General features: G+C 67.5%; 16 protein-coding genes. 7 read left to right on the top strand and 9 right to left on the bottom strand.

Annotation, left to right across the window (positions count from 1 at the left end; genetic code table 11):
• Positions 1-4: 4 nt before the first annotated feature.
• From AUCHE_RS12545 to AUCHE_RS12525, 5 genes are all read right to left on the bottom strand, one after another.
• On the bottom strand, positions 5-1,504 hold the full coding sequence (locus AUCHE_RS12545; protein WP_006503695.1) for an amino acid permease: 1,500 nt from the start codon (positions 1,502-1,504) through the stop codon (positions 5-7).
• Between the two features lie 298 nt (positions 1,505-1,802).
• The gene (gene clpB, locus AUCHE_RS12540; protein ID WP_052024922.1) at positions 1,803-4,424 is read right to left on the bottom strand and encodes an ATP-dependent chaperone ClpB; all 2,622 of its coding nucleotides are present in this window, start codon (positions 4,422-4,424) and stop codon (positions 1,803-1,805) included.
• 251 nt (positions 4,425-4,675) lie between these two features.
• Complete coding sequence (locus AUCHE_RS12535) at positions 4,676-5,128, bottom strand: hypothetical protein (RefSeq protein WP_006503693.1); 453 nt, start codon at positions 5,126-5,128, stop codon at positions 4,676-4,678.
• Between the two features lie 147 nt (positions 5,129-5,275).
• Positions 5,276-6,697, bottom strand: a complete 1,422-nt coding sequence (locus tag AUCHE_RS12530) for a sodium:proton antiporter (protein ID WP_040322380.1) — start codon at positions 6,695-6,697, stop codon at positions 5,276-5,278.
• A 160-nt stretch (positions 6,698-6,857) separates the two neighbouring features.
• A complete protein-coding gene (locus AUCHE_RS12525) occupies positions 6,858-7,634 on the bottom strand; it encodes a L,D-transpeptidase family protein (protein WP_006503691.1) in 777 nt (258 codons plus the stop codon).
• A gap of 179 nt (positions 7,635-7,813) precedes the next feature.
• Between AUCHE_RS12525 and gndA the strand changes: the two genes are divergently transcribed.
• The 7 genes from gndA to AUCHE_RS17300 all read left to right on the top strand — a co-directional run bounded on the left by gndA (position 7,814) and on the right by AUCHE_RS17300 (position 16,254).
• Complete coding sequence (gene gndA, locus AUCHE_RS12520) at positions 7,814-9,277, top strand: NADP-dependent phosphogluconate dehydrogenase (protein WP_006503690.1); 1,464 nt, start codon at positions 7,814-7,816, stop codon at positions 9,275-9,277.
• An 84-nt stretch (positions 9,278-9,361) separates the two neighbouring features.
• Positions 9,362-10,138 (top strand): carbon-nitrogen hydrolase family protein, encoded by a 777-nt coding sequence (locus AUCHE_RS12515; protein ID WP_006503689.1) that lies wholly within the window; start codon positions 9,362-9,364, stop codon positions 10,136-10,138.
• A 58-nt stretch (positions 10,139-10,196) separates the two neighbouring features.
• Entirely contained in the window at positions 10,197-10,934 is a 738-nt protein-coding gene (locus AUCHE_RS12510; RefSeq protein WP_006503688.1) for a GntR family transcriptional regulator, read from the top strand.
• A gap of 206 nt (positions 10,935-11,140) precedes the next feature.
• Complete coding sequence (locus tag AUCHE_RS12505) at positions 11,141-11,983, top strand: CAT RNA binding domain-containing protein (RefSeq protein ID WP_006503687.1); 843 nt, start codon at positions 11,141-11,143, stop codon at positions 11,981-11,983.
• A gap of 276 nt (positions 11,984-12,259) precedes the next feature.
• A complete protein-coding gene (locus AUCHE_RS12500; protein WP_006503686.1) occupies positions 12,260-13,456 on the top strand; it encodes a pyridoxal phosphate-dependent aminotransferase in 1,197 nt (398 codons plus the stop codon).
• Positions 13,453-14,427, top strand: coding sequence for a 2-hydroxyacid dehydrogenase (locus AUCHE_RS12495; protein ID WP_006503685.1), 975 nt, complete (start codon positions 13,453-13,455; stop codon positions 14,425-14,427). Before AUCHE_RS12500 ends, AUCHE_RS12495 begins: the two co-directional genes overlap by 4 nt.
• Before the next feature lie 171 nt (positions 14,428-14,598).
• Complete coding sequence (locus tag AUCHE_RS17300; protein WP_006503684.1) at positions 14,599-16,254, top strand: methyl-accepting chemotaxis protein; 1,656 nt, start codon at positions 14,599-14,601, stop codon at positions 16,252-16,254.
• A 60-nt stretch (positions 16,255-16,314) separates the two neighbouring features.
• Here the strand turns inward: AUCHE_RS17300 and AUCHE_RS12485 are convergent, their stop codons facing one another.
• From AUCHE_RS12485 to AUCHE_RS12470, 4 genes are all read right to left on the bottom strand, one after another.
• Positions 16,315-17,520 (bottom strand): branched-chain amino acid ABC transporter substrate-binding protein, encoded by a 1,206-nt coding sequence (locus tag AUCHE_RS12485; RefSeq protein ID WP_006503683.1) that lies wholly within the window; start codon positions 17,518-17,520, stop codon positions 16,315-16,317.
• Positions 17,521-17,650: 130 nt separating this feature from the next.
• Complete coding sequence (locus tag AUCHE_RS12480; RefSeq protein WP_006503682.1) at positions 17,651-18,169, bottom strand: heat shock protein transcriptional repressor HspR; 519 nt, start codon at positions 18,167-18,169, stop codon at positions 17,651-17,653.
• A gap of 10 nt (positions 18,170-18,179) precedes the next feature.
• Positions 18,180-19,256 carry a DnaJ C-terminal domain-containing protein gene (locus AUCHE_RS12475; protein ID WP_006503681.1) on the bottom strand — a complete coding sequence of 359 codons (1,077 nt, stop codon included), beginning with the start codon at positions 19,254-19,256 and terminating at the stop codon, positions 18,180-18,182.
• A 66-nt stretch (positions 19,257-19,322) separates the two neighbouring features.
• Positions 19,323-20,096, bottom strand: a complete 774-nt coding sequence (locus tag AUCHE_RS12470; protein WP_006503680.1) for a nucleotide exchange factor GrpE — start codon at positions 20,094-20,096, stop codon at positions 19,323-19,325.
• Positions 20,097-20,166 lie beyond the last annotated feature (70 nt).

Genomic DNA, 20,166 nt, shown 5'->3' with positions numbered 1-20,166 from the left:
TCCCTCAGGCCTGTTCGTTTCCGCGATCGGCGACGACGGGCTGGTCGAGGTCCTCGGTGGTGGCGTCGTCGTGCCGTACCCGGTCTTTCACCACGTACCAGGAGCCGCCGAGCAGGAGGAACCACACCGGGGTCACCAGCAGCGCGTTCATCGTGTCCGTTTCCCGGGTGAGCAGCACCAGTACGAAGGCGAAGAAGGCCAGCACCACGTAGCACATGGGCACTCCACCGGGCATCTTGTAGATCGACCGGGAGTGGGCTTCGGGGAGCCTGCGCCGGTACACGATGTAGCTCACCATGATGAGCCCCCAGACGAAGATGAACAGCACCGCGGCGATGGTGGTGACGATGGTGAAGGCTTCCATCACCGTCTCCCCGCTCATCAGCAGGAAGATGCAGCATCCGATGAGCGCGACCGAGATCAGCAGCCCGTTGCGGGGGACGGCCCGCCCGGAGAGCCGTCCGAAGGCGGCGGGGGCCATGTTCTTGTGGGCCAGTCCGTAGAGCATCCGGGAGGTGGAGAAGATCCCGGAGTTGCAGGAGGAGGACGCCGAGGTCAGGACCACGAAGTTCATCAGGGATGCCGCGCTGGCGATACCGACCAGTGAGAACAGGTTCACGAAGGGTGAGACGGCCGGGTTGACCTGGTCCCAGGGGGTCACCGTCATGATGGCCATGAGGGCGAAGACGTAGAAGACCACCACGCGGACGGGGATGGAGTTGATGGCGCGAGGCAGGGTCTTGGTGGGGTCGGCGGTCTCTGCGGCGGTGGTGCCGACGAGCTCGATTCCCACGAAGGCGAAGACGGCGATCTGGAAGCCTGCGAAGAAGCCGCTCATCCCGTGGGGGAAGAACCCGCCGGGGCGGTCCCACAGGTAGCTCAACGACGCGGGGGTGCCGTCGGGTGCGGTGAACCGGGTGGCGACCATGACGATGCCCGCGGCGATCAACGCCACGATGGCGACGACCTTGATCAGCGCGAACCAGAATTCCATCTCTCCGAAGAGTTTCACGGTGAGCAGGTTCAGCCCCAGGAGTCCGACGAGAGTGATCACGGCCAGCAGGATCGCCGTCATGGTCATCTTCTCGGGATGGTCGGAGTTCACCCAGAAGTTCCAGTAACCGGCCACCGCGATGACTTCGGCCATACCGGTGACCACCCAGCACAGCCAGTACGTCCATCCGGAGAAGAATCCGGCCCACGCACCGAGAAATTCAGCGGTGAAATCCTGGAACGACTTGAAATTGAGATCGTGCAGAAGCAATTCCCCCATCGCACGCATGACGAAGAAGAGCATCGTGCCGATGGTGAGGTAGACCAGCAGGATCGACGGTCCGGCGGCGTGGATCGTCTTCCCCGACCCCATGAACAGGCCGGTCCCGATGGCACCGCCGATGGCGATCAGCTGGACGTGACGGTTCTGCAGGCTGCGGTGGAGATGTTCGGCTCCTTCCGCGTGCGTGGCCGTACCGGGGTCGCTGTGCGGGGAACGGATATCTGACACGTGGGGTCTCCTCACCTGCGCTGAAGGCCCGGAAGCATCTCGTACGGTCGCGCTGTCGAGCCAGACGAAAACGTTGAGTCCGCCCGATGGCACGGTAATTCGACCAGCTCGGATACACCGGTAAATCGCGTGGGCATAAAAGGAGATTCATCACATGGCGTGGCGCACGGATTTTCGTCGGCGATGTGAAAAACTTTCCGGTTCGGCTGGCAGGTCGATATCCCGCGGCAGGCCCGGAGCCGCCCTGCGGCGGCTGCGGATCCGGAGCGCCGGGTGGCGGCCCCGGATCCGCCCTCCGTCAGCGCGGGTCGACGATCTCCGCGTCCACGATCTCCTCCTCCGGCGGGTTCTCGACCCGCTGGGTGGGCAGCAGCCTCAGCGCGTCCGCGTCACCGTCCTGGTCGACCACGACGTCGTCCCCGTCGCGGATCTCTCCGGCGAGCAGCGCCCGGGCGAGCCGGTCGCCGATCTGCACCTGGACGAGTCGGCGCAGCGGCCGTGCGCCGTAGGCCGGGTCGTAACCGGTCAGGGCCAGCCATTCACGGGCGGCCTCGGTGACCTCGACCGTGATCCGCCGGTCCGTGAGCCGCCTGGCCAGGGCCGCGACCTGTAGGTCGACGATGCGGCTCAGTTCCGTCGTGCTCAGGGCCTCGAAGATCACCGTCTCGTCGAGCCGGTTGAGGAATTCGGGTTTGAAGGCGGCACGCACCGTGTGCATCACCGCGTCCTGTTTCTCGGCGTCGGACAGTGCCGGGTCGATCAGGTACTGCGAGCCGAGGTTGCTGGTCATCACGAGGATGACATTGCGGAAGTCGACCGTACGGCCCTGGCCGTCGGTGAGTCGCCCGTCGTCGAGAACCTGCAAGAGGATGTCGAAGGTCTCCGGGTGGGCTTTCTCGACCTCGTCGAGAAGGACCACCGAGTAGGGGCGACGTCGGACGGCCTCGGTGAGCTGACCGCCTTCGTCGTAGCCGACGTAACCGGGAGGAGCCCCGATCAGACGCGCGACGGCGTGCCGTTCGCTGTACTCCGACATGTCGATGCGGACCATCGCCCGGTCGTCGTCGAAGAGGAAGTCGGCGAGGGACTTCGCCAGTTCGGTCTTGCCCACGCCGGTGGGTCCGAGGAAGAGGAAGGATCCGGTCGGCCGGTCGGGGTCGGCGATCCCGGCCCGGGAGCGGCGGACCGCGTCGGAGACCGCTCGGACCGCAGCGGACTGGCCGATGAGTCGGCGTCCCAGCCGGTCCTCCATGTGCAGCAGTTTGTCGGTTTCGCCTTCGAGGAGCCGCCCGGCGGGGATGCCGGTCCACGAGGAGATGACATCGGCGATGTCGTCGGCGCCGACTTCCTCCTTGACCATGGCGTCGGCGCGATGTTCGCCCTCGGCGGCGGTGGCCTCGGCGAGTTCCTTCTCCCGGTCGGGGATCTCCCCGTAGAGGAGTCGCGAGGCCCCGGCGAAGTCGCCCTCGCGTTGGAGTTTCTCGGCCTGCACGCGCAGTTCGTCGAGGGTGGCTTTGAGGTCACCGACCCGGTTGAGCCCGGCTTTCTCCATTTCCCAGCGGGCCGTCAGGTCGGCCAGTTCCTGTTCCTTCTCGGCCAGGTCGGCGCGGAGCCGGTCGAGACGGTCGCGGCTGGCGGCGTCGGTCTCCCGGGAGAGGTGGAGTTCCTCCATCTTGAACCGGTCGACGGCCCGGCGCAGGGTGTCCACCTCGACCGGGGAGGAGTCGATCTCCATGCGCAGCCGGGATGCGGCTTCGTCGATGAGGTCGATGGCCTTGTCGGGGAGCTGCCGGGAGGGGATGTACCGGTCGGACAGCGCGGCTGCGGCGACGAGCGCGGAGTCGGCGACGGCGACCTTGTGGTGGGCTTCGTAGCGTTCCTTCAGCCCGCGCAGGATCGCGATGGTGTCCTCGACGCTGGGTTCACCGACGTAGACCTGTTGGAAGCGCCGTTCGAGGGCGGCGTCCTTCTCGATGTGTTTGCGGTATTCGTCGAGGGTGGTGGCGCCGACGAGACGGAGTTCGCCGCGGGCCAGCAGGGGTTTGATCATATTTCCGGCGTCCATGGCGCCTTCGCCGCTGGCCCCGGCGCCGACGATGGTGTGGACCTCGTCGATGAAGGTGACGACTTTGCCGTCGCTGCTGCGGATCTCGTTGAGGACGGCTTTGAGTCTCTCCTCGAATTCGCCGCGATATTTCGCTCCGGCGACCATGGAGCCCAGGTCGAGGGAGATGAGTCTCTTGTCCCGTAGCGATTCGGGGACGTCACCGGCGACGATGCGTTGGGCGAGTCCTTCGACGACGGCGGTCTTGCCGACGCCGGGTTCACCGATGAGGACGGGGTTGTTCTTCGTCCGTCGGGAGAGGACCTGGACGACGCGGCGGATCTCGGTGTCGCGGCCGATGACGGGGTCGAGTTTGCCTTCCCGGGCGGCCAGGGTGAGGTCGGTGCCGTATTTCTGGAGGGCGTTGAAGGTGTCCTCGGGGTTCTCCGAGTCGACCTTGCCGCCGCCGCGCATCATCGGGATGCGTTGGTCGATGGCGTCGGCGTCGAGTCCGAACCGTCCGGTGCGGGCGAGCGCGAGCAGGAGGTGGTCGGTGGACAGGTAGGTGTCGCCCATGGTTTCCATGGCTTGGCGTGCCTGCTCGAGGACGGTGGAGAAGTCCCGGCTGGGGGTGGCTTGGGCGACGGTGGATCCGCTGATCTTGGGGAGGGTGGCCAGTTCGGTCTCGGCGGCGCGTCGGGCGGCCAGCAGTGAGCTTCCGGTGGCGTCGAGCAGGGGTCCGGTCGTGGTTTCGGGTTGTTCGGTCAGGGCGAGCAGGAGGTGGGCCGGTTCGACGTGGGGGTGCCCGGCGGTGGCTGCGGTGCGGGCGGCACCGGCGAAGGCCTCCTGAGCCTTTGTGGTGAGCTGAAGAGACATGCTGTGCTCCTTGCCTGCGCTGTCGTGTGCTCGGTGGCCGTGGTCCATCCGGCCTCGTCTGACATAACGTCACGCAAAGTTGCGTCTATTCCACTCAACTCTGTGTCCTGACGCCGGAAGCGGCGATCCCCCCGCCCGGACACGATGAAGACCCTCACCACGTCGTTGGGGAGAGGGCATTTCCCGACGCTACCCCGCGCCGGGCGTGCATGCAGGGCGAGTCACCGAAAAAAACTTGTCGATCGCCGGGATCAACTGCCGGCGCCGGCGGACCCGCCCTTCGGAGCAGCATCCCCAGCCGGCTTGCCACCGGCCGCTCCCCCGGCGCCGGCCGAGGACGGCCCAGCAGAAGAAGGCCCAGCCGACTTCCGCGGAGGAGTCGTCCCCGCCCCGCCGGCCGGAGAAGCCGGGGGGACCGAACCGGTCGGTGCAGCAGCCACGGACGGCCGCCCCACCGCCTTCGGATCGTTCTCGACCGGACGCGCCCGACGCTGCATCGCCACTCCGCGCTGCAACTGCCAGATCCCGAAACCCAACAGGGCTGCGGTCAGCATCCCGAAGACGTACAGGACCGCAGGCGTCAGCCCCAAGGTCACCGGCCCCAGGTTGTAGGTCAACGACTGGGGCTGGGCGCTGACCATCCACAAGGTGCTGAACCCGATCACTGCGGCGACGGCCGTCACCACACCTCCGGACTTGACCATGGTTTCCTCCCGTCCTCACGGACGAACAGAGCGGGCGTCGTCTCACCGGAGCCGACACAGCCCTCCGATGACAGGGACACCGAAACCCGCTGCACGGCATACCCCTAGGACCATGATCCCCTATAGCACCCGGCAGGGGGCGCCACCTCAGTCGGCCGCTTTGGCCACCGACTCCAGGTGCTTCACCGGTTCGGCCCGGTGGATCACCAGCAGGGCCCGCCCCACGATCAACACGGCCAGCGCGATCCCGGCGATCCGCGGCCACAGGCCCGGAGCCACGAAGACCAACATCATGGCGACCAGGATCGGAGCCAGGTAGCGCATCGACCAGACGACATAACCGCCGAAGCTGGGCATCTTCACCCCGGCCGACTCCGCCACCGACTTGACCATGAAGTTCGGGCCGTTCCCGATGTACGTCATCGCACCGCACATCACCGCACCCAGGCTGATCGCGACCAGGTAGACCTCCGGCACCCCGGCGATCCTGGGCTCACCCGGCAAGGTCGCCGCCATCTCGAAGAAGGTGGCATAGGTGGGCGCATTGTCGAGCACCGAGGAGAGCACACCGGTGAAGGCGAAGAAACTGACCTGGTTCAACGGCAGCGACGGAGCGATCGCCGCCAGGTAGTGCAGGGCCGGGATCATCGTCAGGAAGATCCCGATGAAGAGCACCCCGACCTCCACGATCGGCCCCCAGGTGAACGCATTGTGCACGAAACGTGCCTCACGGTCGCTCCACAGGAAGGACGCACCCGCGACACCCAGCATGACCAGCTCACGCCAGGGCACGAAGGAGGTCAGCTGCGCGTGCCCCTCCTCGATGGCGTGCAGGTCGACCGAGGGCATCAGGGCCACGGAGAGCACGATCACGGCGAGGAAGACGATGTTGATGTGCCCGTGCAGACCCAGCGGCTTCACATTGGTGTCATCCCGGTAGATGTCCTCGGGGGCCTCCTCGCCGTACAGGCGGCGGTCGAGGGCGTAGTAGGTGAGCAGCAGCAGGCCGTTGGTGAACAGCCACTCCGGGAAGAGCCCGAAGGTCCAGGTGAAGGGGACCCCACGCAGCATGCCCAGGAAGAGCGGCGGGTCACCCAACGGGGTGAGCAGACCACCGCAGTTCGCCACGACGAAGATCGCGAAGACCACCGTGTGCACCCGCAGTTTGCGTTCGGCGTTGGTGTTCAGCAGCGGACGGATCAACAGCATCGCTGCGCCCGTCGTCCCGATCACCGAGGCGATGGCACCACCGAGCGCCAGGAAGATGGTGTTGTTCCGGGGGTTGGCGTGGATGTCACCGGAGAGGTAGATCCCGCCGGACACGGTGTACAGGCTGAACAGCAGGGCGATGAACTGGAAATATTCCAGACCCGCGTGTCCCACGGATTCGGCCTCGCCGGAGGCGACCAGCCATGCGGCCACCGGCACGCCCAGTCCCAGGGCGATGGCCAGCTGAAATCGCCAATCCTCCCAGCGATGCGCGGTGGCCGGTAGGAGCGGACACACGGCAATGGCTGCGAGCATCAGAGCGAACGGGATAAGAGTCCACCAGGCAGTCACGGACGCCATTCTCCCCGTGTCCACGAGGCGTCACACCCCGCCCCCCGCTTAACTGGACCGTGACTGCGGCCCAACTGAATCCACGCTGAAACAGCAGCTCAGAGCCTCAGGACCAAAGTCTCTGTGCCCCTCGACACCGCCCGGTTAACAGGCCGCTCCCGCCCCCCGGTCACAAGGTGACGACGATCTGCGGATGAGCGGACGGCGACAGCCAACGCAGGATCTGCACCAGGGCCGGCGCGTCGATCGCCACACATCCCAACGTGGGACGTCCGTCGGTCACATGCAGGAAGAAGCCGCTCCCGCCGTAAGGCCTCCGGTCCGGGTTGACCCCCATCACCACCGCGTAGTCGTAGACCGCGCCGGCGCCGCCCAGGCTCTCCCCCGCCGGACGCCACGGACTACGGACGTGCAGGTTGTAGGTCGGCGACCCCGAGTCGTCATCCCAGTAGTCGTACGGCCCGGCCACGAAATAGGGCATCCGGGTCCCCGGATCGGGCTGTCTGCCGAAGGCCTCGGTCAGGGCGTAGGTGCCCAGCGGAGTCGTCCGGGAGTTCTCGTAGGCGGCACCCACCCCGCGCTCGCCGACCTTCGCCCGCACCGGCGGGGTCACCGGCATCCCCCGCCCGGGAGCGATCACCTCCCAGGCCTGAAGGGTCGCCGAGGTGCAGGTACGACAGTCCGCACGGACGACGACCAGCTGCCGGGCCCGACCGGTGTCACGCACCGGGAGCGGACTGCCCAAGCCGTCCAGCGTCCGCGGCTGCTCCGAGGAGTAGGCCGTCGAAGGGTCGGGACGATCGCCGCCACCGACCCGGGCCTGGACCGGCAGGCAACCCACGAACAGGACGAACACGGACACCAGGCCCGCGAGGAGGACCGTCGGGAAGGAACGGACGGCACCGCCGGGTCGGACACGCCGACCGGGCCTGCGAGACAGGGTCATACGGTCCGTATCGGCCGGGTCGGCGTCGGGATGAGCTCACCGGGACAGGACCCGACCGCTCCGACCTCGGATGTCCCGGCGTGATCCTGCCGGCATCCCTGCACACTTCCTCCTCGCGTTCACGATCAGCCGCTCCCGGGGGGAGGATGGACGTGTTGTCCCCACGCGAAGGAGTTCGAATGACCATGGAGATCCCCACCCCCGGCAGCGCCCAGGTCGGCGTGATCGGCATGGCGGTCATGGGCAGCAGCCTGGCCCGCAACATGGCCCGGAAGGGATACCGGGTCGCCGTCTACAACCGCACCACGGCGAAGACCCAGCAGGTGATCGACACCTACGGCACCGAGGGCACCTTCCTGGCCTCCGAGCGACTCGCCGACTTCGTGGCCAGCCTGGAACGCCCCCGCCGGATGGTGATCATGGTCCAGGCCGGGCGGGGCACCGACGCCGTCATCGACGAGCTCATCCCGCTGCTGGAACAGGGCGACATCGTCGTCGACGGCGGCAATGCCCACTACGAGGACACCCGACGCCGGGAGGCCAAACTGCGCGCCCTCGGCCTGCACTTCGTCGGCGCCGGGATCTCCGGCGGCGAGGTGGGCGCCCTCGAAGGGCCCTCGATCATGCCCGGCGGATCCCCCGAGTCCTACCAGGCCCTCGGCCCGATCCTGGAGAGCATCTCCGCCCATGTCGGCGACGACCCCTGCTGCACGTACATCGGCACCGACGGGGCCGGCCATTTCGTGAAGATGATCCACAACGGCATCGAGTACGCCGACATGCAGTTCATCGGCGAGGCGTACACCCTGCTCAAAGCGGCCGGTCTGTCCCACGAGGAGATGGCCGACACCTTCGCCACCTGGAACACCGGCGACCTGGACTCCTATCTCATCGAGATCACCTCGGACGTGCTGCGCCAGCGGGACGCCCTGACCGGGCAGCCCCTGGTCGAGGTCATCGTCGACCAGGCGGGGATGAAGGGCACCGGCACCTGGACCGTGCAGTCGGCGCTCGCCCTCGGGGTGCCCGTGAACGCCATCTCCGAGGCCGTCTTCGCCCGGGCCATCTCCAGCCACCCCGAGCTGCGTGCGGCCGCCCAGCAGGCCCTGGAGGGCCCTGAAGGGGTCATGGCGGACCTCGAGGACCGTCAGGCCTTCGTCGAGGACATCCGGGACGCCCTGTGGGCCAGCAAGGTCGTCGCCTACGCCCAGGGGCTGGACGAGATCCGCACCGCCGGCCAGCAGTACGGCTGGGACATCGACGTCGCCGAGGTCGCGAAGATCTGGCGGGCCGGATGCATCATCCGCGCCGAACTCCTCGAACGCATCCGCAGCGAGTACGCCGCCGGCAACCTGGTCACCCTCCTCGAGGCACCGTCGATCCGGAGCGAACTGGCCCGCTGCCAGCAGGCCTGGCGCCGGGTCGTCTCCCGGGCCGTGCTCGCCGGAGTGCCCGTCCCCGGGTTCTCCGCCGCCCTGTCCTACTACGACCAGGCCCGATCCCCCCGGTTGAACGCCGCACTCACCCAGGGGCTGAGGGACTACTTCGGCGCGCACACCTACCGTCGCGTCGACACCGAGGGCGACTTCCACATCCTGTGGTCCGGTGACCGCAGCGAGGTCGCCGGCGAGTCCACCCACTGAGCACGCCCCCTCCGGCCCGGCCGCGGCGAATCCCACCGGGTTCCCTGCAGCCGGGCCGGACCCGTACCCCCAGGAGGAAGACCGATGACCCCATCCACGGTGACCGTCGCCGCCGCACAGATCCACGCCGGCGACGACCCCACCGAGAACCTGTCGACCGTCACCGAACAGGCAGGACGAGCCGCCGACGCCGGAGCCCGGATCGTGGTCTTCCCCGAAGCCACCATGGCGGCCTTCGGCAACGACCTGTCCGCCGTCGCCGAACCACTCGACGGGCCGTTCGCCGACGGAGTGCGCCGGGCAGCAGAGCGTCACCGGATCACCGTCGTCGTCGGCATGTTCACCCCGGCCACCGACGGACGGGTGCACAACACCCTCCTGCTGACCGGCCCGGACGGGGAATGCTCCTACGACAAGATCCACCTGTACGACGCCTTCGGCAGCCGCGAATCGGACACGGTCGCTCCCGGCGACCACCTGGTCACCACCCAGGTCGCCGGGATCACCGTAGGCCTGGCCACCTGCTTCGACCTCCGTTTCGCCACCCAGTTCATCGAGCTGGGACGGGCCGGGAGCGAACTGGTCGTCGTCCCCGCCTGCTGGGGTGACGGCCCCGGCAAGGCCGAACAGTGGGACCTGCTCGTCCGCGCCCGCGCCATGGACGCCCAGAGCTACCTGTTGGCCTGCGACATGGCCTGGCAGCCGCCGTCCGGACGCGCTCCCCGGGGCATCGGACGGTCCGCGCTCAGCGACCCCCTCGGCGTGGTCCGCGCGCGCCTCTCCCACACCCCGTCGCTCCTGCTTGCAGAAGTGGCTCCACACACCGTCCACGACACCCGCAAGCAACTGAAAACACTGTAACTGTCCAGGTCGGAAGACCTGTCCGATAAAAATGCCAGAAGACGCCTACGATGACGTCATGCAACAGGCCAGTACGCACGCCGGAAACCGGACCCCGGTCGTACGTCGCGCCCTCCAGGACGAGGTCTACGACGCCGTCCTCCACATGCTGCTCAGCGGCGAAGTCACACCAGGTTCTCCCTTGGGGATCGACGCCTTGGCCACGCGCCTCGGTGTCTCGCCAACCCCTGTCCGGGAGGCCCTGGTGCGATTGGAAGCGACCTCCTTGGTCGAAAGGTCAGCGATGCGTGGATATCGGGTGGCACCACCCGTAGACGCCACGCAGGTGAAAGAGCTCTTCGATGTCCGCCTGGTCATCGAGCTCGCCGCCGCCACTCGCGCCTACGACAAGAGGGAGATCGTCGCCTGCGCGCTCGCGGAAAACCGCCCCGAGCACGTACGGCTGGTGGATGAACTGGAAGGCACATCGGACGAGCAGTCCGCTTCGGCATACGCCGCAAGTCTGCACCGCTTCTACGAGTCTGATTGGAGTTTCCACCACTCGATCGCAAACCATTGCGAGAACCGATATCTCAAGGAGATCTTCGCCCGACTACGGACGAGCTTCCTCCGCTTGCAACAGATCATCACCGTCGACGCGGTGTCCGCTGCTGCAGCGTTGGAAGAGCACGACGCGATCCAGAAAGCATTCCTCGAAGGCACCCTGGCCGACGTGGAACGGACGGTCGGCGACCACGTGACCCAGTCACGTGACCGTGTGCTGACCTTCGCGTGCAAGCTCCCCAACCCGCAATAACCCCTCGTTCAACCTGTCCTTTGTCAACCCTTTGGCCGCTGTCCGATTCGCCATCAGGACAGCGGCTATTTATCTGCCCACACACAGGTTGTCCTCATCTGCCCGCGCAGAGGCACCTTCTGTGGGATCCTCCCTGAGGTCGAGGCGGCTCCGACGAAAGCTGTTCCTGCGCCGAGGCCGTCGGTCCCCGAGGTGGAGGTCGGACTGTGCTCATCGCCGTCAAGGCCCTGAATCACAACGCCGTGGTCTGTGTGGATGCCGCCGGGCAGGAACGCATCGCCCTGGGAAAGGGCATCGGCTTCCGGGTGAAAGCCGAGGACCCGGTCGACCCCACCCGGGTACAACGCACCTTCATCCCCAGCCGTGAAGACCCCGCCGACCGGCTCTCGGCGCTTCTCCCCCATCTCGCCCGGGCCGATGTCGCCGTGGCCGTCGCCGCTCTGGAGAAGGTCACCGCCGACTACGGCGCCTCGGTCGCCCGACGGATCGCCGTGCCCTTCACCGACCACGTGGCCTCCGCGTTACGGCGGGCACGACAAGGGATGACGGTGAACCGGTCGCTCGCCGCCGACGTCGACCTGATGCACCCCCGTGACATGGCCTTCGCCCGGGTTCTGGTCGGTTCGATCAGCACCCGCACCGAAGTCCACCTGGGCGACGACGAGGCCGCCCCGGTGGCCCTCTACCTGGTGAACGCCCGGCAGGGCGGAGGGAACCTGTCCCACACCCTGGCCCGGGCCGAGATGGTGAGCTCTTGCCTCGACCGGGTGCGGGCGCAGTCCTTGCACCGCGGCGAGGAACGCACCGAATGGCGGCGTTTCGCCGCACACGTGCGTTTCCTGCTGGATCATGGGGCGCATTCTCCCGAGGATGTCCCCCGGTCACCGGTCGAGACGGTCGAGACGATCCTCCGAGCGTCCTACCCCCGGTCGTACCGGGTGGCGAAGGAAGTCGCCGGGCTCGTCGCCGGCCATCGGGGAACTCCCTTGGCCGGAGAGGAAATCGCCTATCTGACGATGCAGTGCACCCGGCTGCTCCCCGAACGGTGACCCCTGCCGTCCAGGACATATCCCCGGGCGGGGGCTGCGGATTTCACCCCTTGAGATATGTTGCGAGTACGGGTCTCTCAACCCCTTCTCGACATTCGCCTGCGGGCGGGTCGGGAGCGGGCGTAGCGTGCGGCTCAGGCGACCCATCGGGTACGGCAGTCCGTTGCCGGTGGGATCCCTGCGACCGTTCGACGAGTCGGACTCCTGATTTTTCGGAGCGACCCTCCGTGAACCTTGGACGAAATTAACCTTGTTGTGATGAAAGGAGCCCCGACCATGGCGCTTGCACAGCGGTTGCAGGACCTCGGCACCGAAACAGCCTTCGCAGTCTCTGCGACGGCGGCGGACTGGGCCGCACGCGGAAACACCGTCTACCCCTTCCACCTCGGTGACATCGACCTGGCAACCCCGGCGAACATCGTCGAAGCCATGAACAAGGCCATCGCCGACGGCAAGACCGGCTACTGCCCGGGAGCGGGTATCCCCCAGCTGCGCGAAGCACTCGCCGCTGACATCAACTCCCTGCGCGGCACCGACTACTCCACCGACAACGTCATCGTGCAGCCCGGTGGCAAGCCGGTCATCACCAAGTTCCTCCAGGTCGTCATGAACCCCGGCGACGAGGTGCTCTTCCCCAACCCCGGCTTCCCGATCTACGAATCCCAGATCGAATACCTCGGCGGCAAGGGCCTGCCCTACGGCTACATCCCCACCGAGTCCGGGTTCAAACTCGACTTCGACCGCATCCGCTCCCTGGTGACGCCGAAGACGAAGGCGATCATCTACAACGACCTGCAGAACCCGATCAGCGCCGAATCCACCGACGCCGAACGTGAAGAGGTCGCCCGCTTCGCCCAGGAACACGACCTGTGGGTGCTCTCCGACGAGGCCTACTTCGAGACCCGTTACTCGGGGAAGAGCAAGTCCATCACCAGCCTCGACGGCATGAAGGACCGCACGGTCATCCTCTACACCTTCTCCAAGAAGTTCGCGATGACCGGATGGCGGCTCGGCGCGGCGATCGTGCCCGACGCCCTCTCCGCACACTTCAGCACCCTCAACACCAACAACGAATCCTGCACCACCCACTTCGTGCAGTACGCAGGGCTCGCCGGACTCACCGGCGACCAGGGCGAGGTCCAGTCCATCCTGAAGACCCTCGAAGGCCGTCGCGACGCCGCCTTCGACGCCTTGACCGCCATCCCCGGCCTGAAACTGGCCAAGCCCGAGTCCACCTTCTACCTCTTCCCGGATGTCACCGAGACGATGCAACGGGTCGGCATCGAAGACCTGGGCGAATTCGCCGAAGCGGCACTGCACAACACCGGATGCTCCTTCTGCACCCGTAACCACTTCGGACGCCCCCTGCCCGGCGAGGACCGCAAGTTCATCCGCATCGCCTACTCCGGCATCTCCGCGGAACGCATCACCGAAGGACTCGGCAAGCTGAAGGAATGGGTGGAATCCAAGTGAGCAAGATCTTCATCGCCAACCGCATCCCCGACTCCGCCGTCGAGGCCTTGCGCGCCCAGCACGACGTCGACTACCACGACGCCGAAGAGACCATCGGTCGGGAAGAACTGCTGCGCCGCGTCGCCGGAGCCGACGCCGTCGTCACCCTGCTCACCGAGAAGGTCGACGAAGAACTCCTCGCCGCGGCCGGCGACCAGCTGAAGATCGTCGCCAATGTCGCCGTCGGGTACAACAACATCGACGTCCCCGCCTGCGACGGCCACGGCGTCATCGCCACGAACACCCCCAAGGTGCTCACCGAGACCACCGCCGACACCGCATTCGGTCTCATGCTGATGGCCACCCGCCGCTTCGGTGAGGGCGAACGGGTCATCCGATCGGGCACCCCCTGGCAGTGGGGCATGTTCTACATGCTCGGCATGGGCCTGCAGGGCAAGATCCTCGGCATCGTCGGCATGGGCCAGATCGGACAGGCCATGGCCCGTCGCGCGAAGGCCTTCGGCATGGACGTCGTCTACGCCGACGCCTTCGAACTGGACGAGGCGACCTCGGCCGAACTGGGCGCGCGCAGGGTCGACCTGGACGAGCTGCTCGCCGTCTCCGACGTGGTCAGTCTGCACTGCCCGCTGATGGACTCCACGAAGCACCTCATCAACGCCGAATCACTGAAGAAGATGAAGAAGACGGCGTACGTGGTGAACTCCGCCCGCGGGCCGGTCGTCGACGAGGCCGCGCTGGTGGAAGCCCTGAAGTCCGGGGAGATCGCCGGGGCCGGCCTGGACGTCTTCGAGGACGAGCCGACCGTGCACCCGGGCCTGCTGGAGTGCGAGAACGCGGTGCTGCTCCCCCACCTGGGCTCGGCCACCGTCGAGACCCGTACCGCGATGGCCGACCTGGCCGCGCAGAACGTCCTCCAGGTGCTCGCCGGTGACGCCGCGGTCACCCCGGTGACCGAGAAGAAGCGTCTCTGACCCCTCAGGGCCGGATCCCTCACGGCGGTGGGGCGGGAACCACAGGTTCCCGCCCCACCGCCGTTTTCATGACCGAAGCGGCGAATCGACTACGGTCCGACAGGACCTGACCGATGGGGAGAGCAAATTCGGCCGTTCACGACGTCCACCTCGTGCCCTGGAGGAATCAGGATGAGTCCCCGCCTGCCCGTTCCCAATGCCGCAACCGCCCGCCACCGGAACCCTCGGCGGGTCACCTTGCGCACGAAACTGGCCGGGATCGGAGCGATCGGCTTGTTGAGTGCCCTCGTCCTCAGCGGCGTCGCCTGGACGGGCATCTCCTCCGTCGAGGAGCAGAGTTCCGCCGCCGGTGAATCCCGCCGGGCCGCTGAAGCCGCCCGGAACCTGGACCACACGTTGACCGCCGCGAAGGACGCCCAGATCGGGTACGTCTCCGATGTCTTCACCTACGGGGGCAAGCTCGGCGCCGACGATCAACAGTTGCGCCGCTCCAGCTTCCTGCGCGCCGCCGAGGGCGCCAAGGAGATCATCGACACCTTCCCCACCGACGCCCTCGACGGGGGATCCCGACGTCGTTTCGACAGCGTCAAACAGAACTGGCAGACCTTCATCAACGCCGATGCCACGGCGGCCACCGCCTTCCGTCAGGGCACCCCGGAGTCGGTCAACACCGGTTCCGAAGCCTTCCGGCAGTCCTCCCAGACCTATGACGCCATCCACGACCATCTGACTGCGCTGCGCACCGCCGCGGAGCAGAACGCCCGCTCCTTGGACGACCAGGCACAGAGCACGACCCGCACGGTGCGGGCCACCAGCGCGATCGCCCTGCTCCTGGCCACCGCGGCGATCCTGGTGACGGTCACCCTGGTCACCCGGCGCATCCTGGGCTCCTTGGGCGTGGTCCGCAGATGCATGGATGCCATGCGCCAAGGAGATCTGACCGTCCCGGCCCGCTCCGGCAGCGGCGACGAGATCGGCGACCTGGCCGCGGCTTGTGAGGAGACCCGCCTGGCCATCTCCACCGTCATCGGGGAGGTCGCCCAGGCCTCCGGCACCGTCCAGGCCACGTCGAACCGTATCCGTGACCTGTCCGGCCAGCAGGCCACGTCGGCGGCGACGACCTCCACCGAGCTGACCTCGGTGTCCTCCGGAACCGAGGACGTCTCCCGAGGTATCAACACGGTGGCCTCGGGCACCGAGGAGATGTCGGCCTCCATCCGCGAGATCGCCAAGAACGCCCAGGACGCGGCCGGGGTCGCGGCCACGGCCGTCCAGGCCGCCGAGGACACCACGTCGACCGTCACGAAACTCGGCGAATCCAGCCTGGAGATCGGGAATGTCGTCAAGGTGATCACCTCGATCGCGGAGCAGACCAACCTGTTGGCGTTGAATGCCACCATCGAGGCAGCCCGGGCCGGTGAGGCCGGGAAAGGTTTCGCCGTGGTCGCCAGCGAGGTGAAGGAACTGGCCCAGGAGACCGCGAAAGCCACCGAGGACATCTCCCAACGGGTGGGGCAGATCCAGATCGACACCGAGGCCGCGGTCACCGCGATCTCCCAGATCAGTCGGATCATCTCCCAGATCAACGACACCCAGTCCACGATCGCCTCCGCGGTGGAGGAACAGACCGCCACCACCCAGGAGATGTCCCGCAATGTGCAGGACGCGGCGGACGGGGCCAGCGGGATCGCCCATTCGGTGGAACTCGCCGTCGGTGCCGCCGCCACCTACTCCCATGTCGCGGAGAACATGAACCAGGTGTCCGAAGAACTGTCCGTCCAGGCCGACGAACTGGAATCCCTGGTGGGACGTTTCCAGCGGGCCTGATCAGGACGACCGTAGCGGCGGGGCCGGGGCGATCGAAGCCCCGGCCCCGCCGCTGTCTGCTCAGAAGGTGTACGTCTTCACGCTCTTCCAGGCCCCGCCCTGCACGCTCATCACCGTGACCACCCGCGGGGTGATGTCGCCGAAACCGTCGAAGGCCACCGGCCCGCCCGTGCCGGGGAAACGCACCCCGGACAGCGCCTTAACCGTTGCCGCCCGGGCATCCTTGGCCGTGGCCGCTGCGGGCAGGCTCTCCTTGAGCGCCAGGATCGCGGCCCGGGCCGCGTCATATCCCAGCGCGCTGAACCCGTTGACCGGCTCGGCGAATTCCGCGTTCGAATAATCCTTCAGGAAGGTCTTGCCCTCCTCGACCTGTTCGATCGGATGTCCGGCCTTGGTGCTCAGGTCGCCGGCGGACACCGGACCGGCCATCGGGATGTATTCGTTGGTCGCCAACGAGTCGCCGCCGACGACGGGGATCACGATGCCGGCTTTCTTCAACTGCAGGGACAGCGGCCCTGCTTCCGGGGAATTCCCACCGAAGAGGACGGCCTGGGCGCCGCTGGAGCGGATCCGTTCGACCAGCCCGGAGTAGTTGTGGTCACTGGTCGACACCTGGCCGATGTCGACGGCCCGGCCGGGGAATCCCGCGGTGAACGCGGCCACCAGTCCGATGCCGTAGAGGTCACCGTCGTGAGCGGTCGCCACCGTGTTCGCGCCTTTCTCCGCCAGGTACTTGGCCAGCGCCGGGCCGTGGGCGTCGTCCGGGGCGATCACCCGGAAGAAGTTCGCGAAGGGCCGCGCAGGCGAAGAGGCGTAGGCGTCGCCTTTGGTCAGTGCAGGGTTCGTGGGGCTGGGTCCGACGGTGGGCATGCCCGCCGCGGCCAGGTCGGGCAGGATCGCTTTGGTCACCCCGGAGAAGACCGAACCGATCACGGCCGCTGCGTCGCCGTCGGTGGCGGCCCGTTTGGCGTTCTCCGCGCCGACCGCCTTGTCCGCTTTGTCGTCGAGGACCTCGACCTGGAGTTTCCAGCCGGGGATCTCGCGGCGGTCGTTGGCCTGGTTCACCGCCAGGGTGACCCCGTTGCGAACGCCCAGGCCGAGGTGGGAATTGGATCCGGTCTGCGGCGCGATGACGTACAGCTTGGCCGTCTTCACGGAGTTGCCGGCGGCTTCGCTACCGCCGCCTCCGCCGGAGGAACAGCTCGCCGTCGCTGCGCCGAGGACCAGGACCATGGCGGCCAGGCGGACACGGTCGGTGGGTGCCATCGGGTCTCCCCTGCAGATGGGACAAACGGGTGCTTCTCTTCGAGTCGGCTCTCCGCCAGGAGAACTGAGCCGAAAGGAGGATCCGTCTGCCGGGGATATCAGGGCGGGCGCAGCTCCGTGAGGCGCTCGGTCACCTCACCGGGGGCCGCCAGACCACCAGGGCCCGCGAGTCGGAGGCGCGAGGACGCTGGCCGGGTCTGACCGCCACCACGTCGCCATGACGTCCGGCGGCGAACACCCGCGGACCGTTGGTCGTCCGTCGGGCCTGTTCGAGTTGCCCGGTGAGTTCCTCGACGTGACGGCGTAGCCGGTCGATCTCGTCGGCCATCGCCATGATGTGGCGTACGCCGGCCAAGCTCACCCCTTCTTCCTGGGAGAGCCGTTGCACTTCGCGGAGTTTGGCGATGTCGTACTGGCTGTAGCGGCGTCCGCCGCCTCGGGTGCGTCGGGGGATGACGATGCCCAGTCGGTCGTACTGCCGCAGGGTTTGGGCGTGCATCCCGGCCAGTTGGGCCGCCACGGAGATGACGAAGACCGGGGAGTGTTCGTCGGGTTGGTAGCGGGGCAGGGCAGCTCCGACGGCCGACGGGCCGCCGGGTGCGGCTCCTTCGGTGAGACCGGAAGGACCGGGGCGACGCCGACCGTTCATGTCTGTCGCCTCAGTCCGCCCGGGACTTGCGGGTCAGTTCTTCCCGCGGGTCGTATCCGGCGTCGATCCGTTGGAGGGTCTCGACCGCTTCGCGGGCCTCGTCGCTGAGCCGTTGCGGGACGATGACCTGGATCTTCGCCAGGAGGTCACCGGATGTCCCGTCCTTGCGGTGGACTCCTCGGCCCTTGACCCGCAGCACCCGGCCGGAGGGCGTCCCCGGGGTGATGCGGACCTTCACCGTTCCGCTGTCGAGGGTCGGCACCGGGACGGTGGCTCCCAGTGCGGCCTCGGCGAAGGTCACCGGGAGGTCGACGAGCAGGTTGTCGCCGTCCCTGGTGAAGACGTCGTGTTCCTTCACGGTGATCTTCAGCAGCAGGTCGCCGGGTTCGACGGAGACCCCCATCGGCGGTTCGCCCTTGCCTCGCAGCCGGATGGTCGCTCCGTCGTGGACCCCGGCCGGGATCCGCGCGGTGATCGAACGTCCGCCGACGCCGTTGACGATCACGGTGTCGCCGGCGACGGCCTGCCGGAAGGTCAAGGTGGCCGTGGCGTGCACGTCCCGCCCCTTTCGGGCGTTACGGCGGGTGCCTGCGCCGGCGAAACCACCGGCACCGCCGGGACTGCCGCCGGGGAAGCCGTGTCCACCGGCTGCGCCGAACATCGAGAGCAGGTCCTCCAGGTCGGGGGCGTCGTGCGAGGTCGTGCCGCCGAAGCCCCCGGGCCCGCGGGTGAATCTGCCCTGTTGGCCTTGTTGCCCACCGCCGCCGAAGAACTGGCTGAAGACGTCTTCGAAACCGCCGGTGCCATTTCCTGGTCCGCCGGTCGATCCTGCGGTGAACCGGGCGCCGCCGCGGCTCATCGCCCGGACCGCGTCGTACTGTTTGCGCTGCTCGGCGTCGGAGAGCACGGCGTAGGCCTCGCCGATCTCCTTGAAGCGCTGCTCGGCGGTGGTGTCCCCCGGGTTGGCGTCCGGGTGCAGATCACGGGCGAGTTTGCGGTAACGCTTCTTGATCTCGGCGGCGTCGGCATCGGCGGAGACCCCGAGGATCGAGTAGAAGTCTTTCTCGAACCAGTCCTGGCTGGCCATATCGCCTCCTTCGCTGAACTCAGGGTCGACGGGTGGACGGGCGGGTGGGGGTGCAGGCCCCGACGATCACATGGGGTCGGCGACGGCGACCAGCGCCGGCCGGACCACCCGGTCGCCGATCCGGTATCCGGGCTGCATGACCTGGACGACGGTGGTGTCGAGAGTTCCTTCGGGCAGTTCTGCCTGCATGTGCATGACGGCTTCGTGCACATTCGGGTCGAAGCGGTCGTACATCTCCCCGTAGCGGGACACCCCGTAGCGGGCGAGGATGCCTTCGAGTTTCTCGGCGATCTTCGCGAACGGTCCGACCTCGAGTTCGCCGTGCTGGCGGGCCAGGTGGATCTCGTCGAGGACGGGGAGCAGGGATTCGACCATCCCGGCGACAGCCCGTTCGGACTCCAGGGCCCGGTCTCGGTCGACCCGCCGTTTGTAGTTCACGTATTCGGCTTGGAGGCGCTGCAGGTCGTTGAGGCGTTCGGCGGCGAGCTGCGCGTCCGGTGACATCGCCTCGGGTGCGCTGATCCCTGCCGGTTCGTCGAGCTGGGGCTCGTCCTCGGAGGGGGCGCCCTCGTCCGGGTTCTCCCCGTCGACGGCCTCGATCTCGTCCTCGACCGGCAGCGGTTCGTCGGCGTCCACGACCGGTTCGGCGTCGACCGTCGTCCTGGAGTCGCCCCCGGTGCTGGCCTGCATGTCTTCGTACATTCCTCGCGCAGCGGCCTGTTGGGCCGCACTCGGTCCCTGGCCTGGCCAGCTGTCGCCGACCCGCCCCTGTGTCGGATCCCCGCCGGCGCTCTCGAAGGCATCGCTGCCGTCGGTGGGCCTGGTGTCCTTGTCGGTCATGGTGTCTCCTCGCCGTATGCCTCAAGTGTGCCCGGTGGGGCCGTCCTCGGCCTGACGACCCCACCGGGGA

It is taken from the genome of Austwickia chelonae NBRC 105200, assembly GCF_000298175.1.
GTDB lineage: Bacteria > Actinomycetota > Actinomycetes > Actinomycetales > Dermatophilaceae > Austwickia > Austwickia chelonae.
Note: the sequence above shows the minus strand (reverse complement) of the source record. Positions and strands in the feature narration are given on the sequence as shown.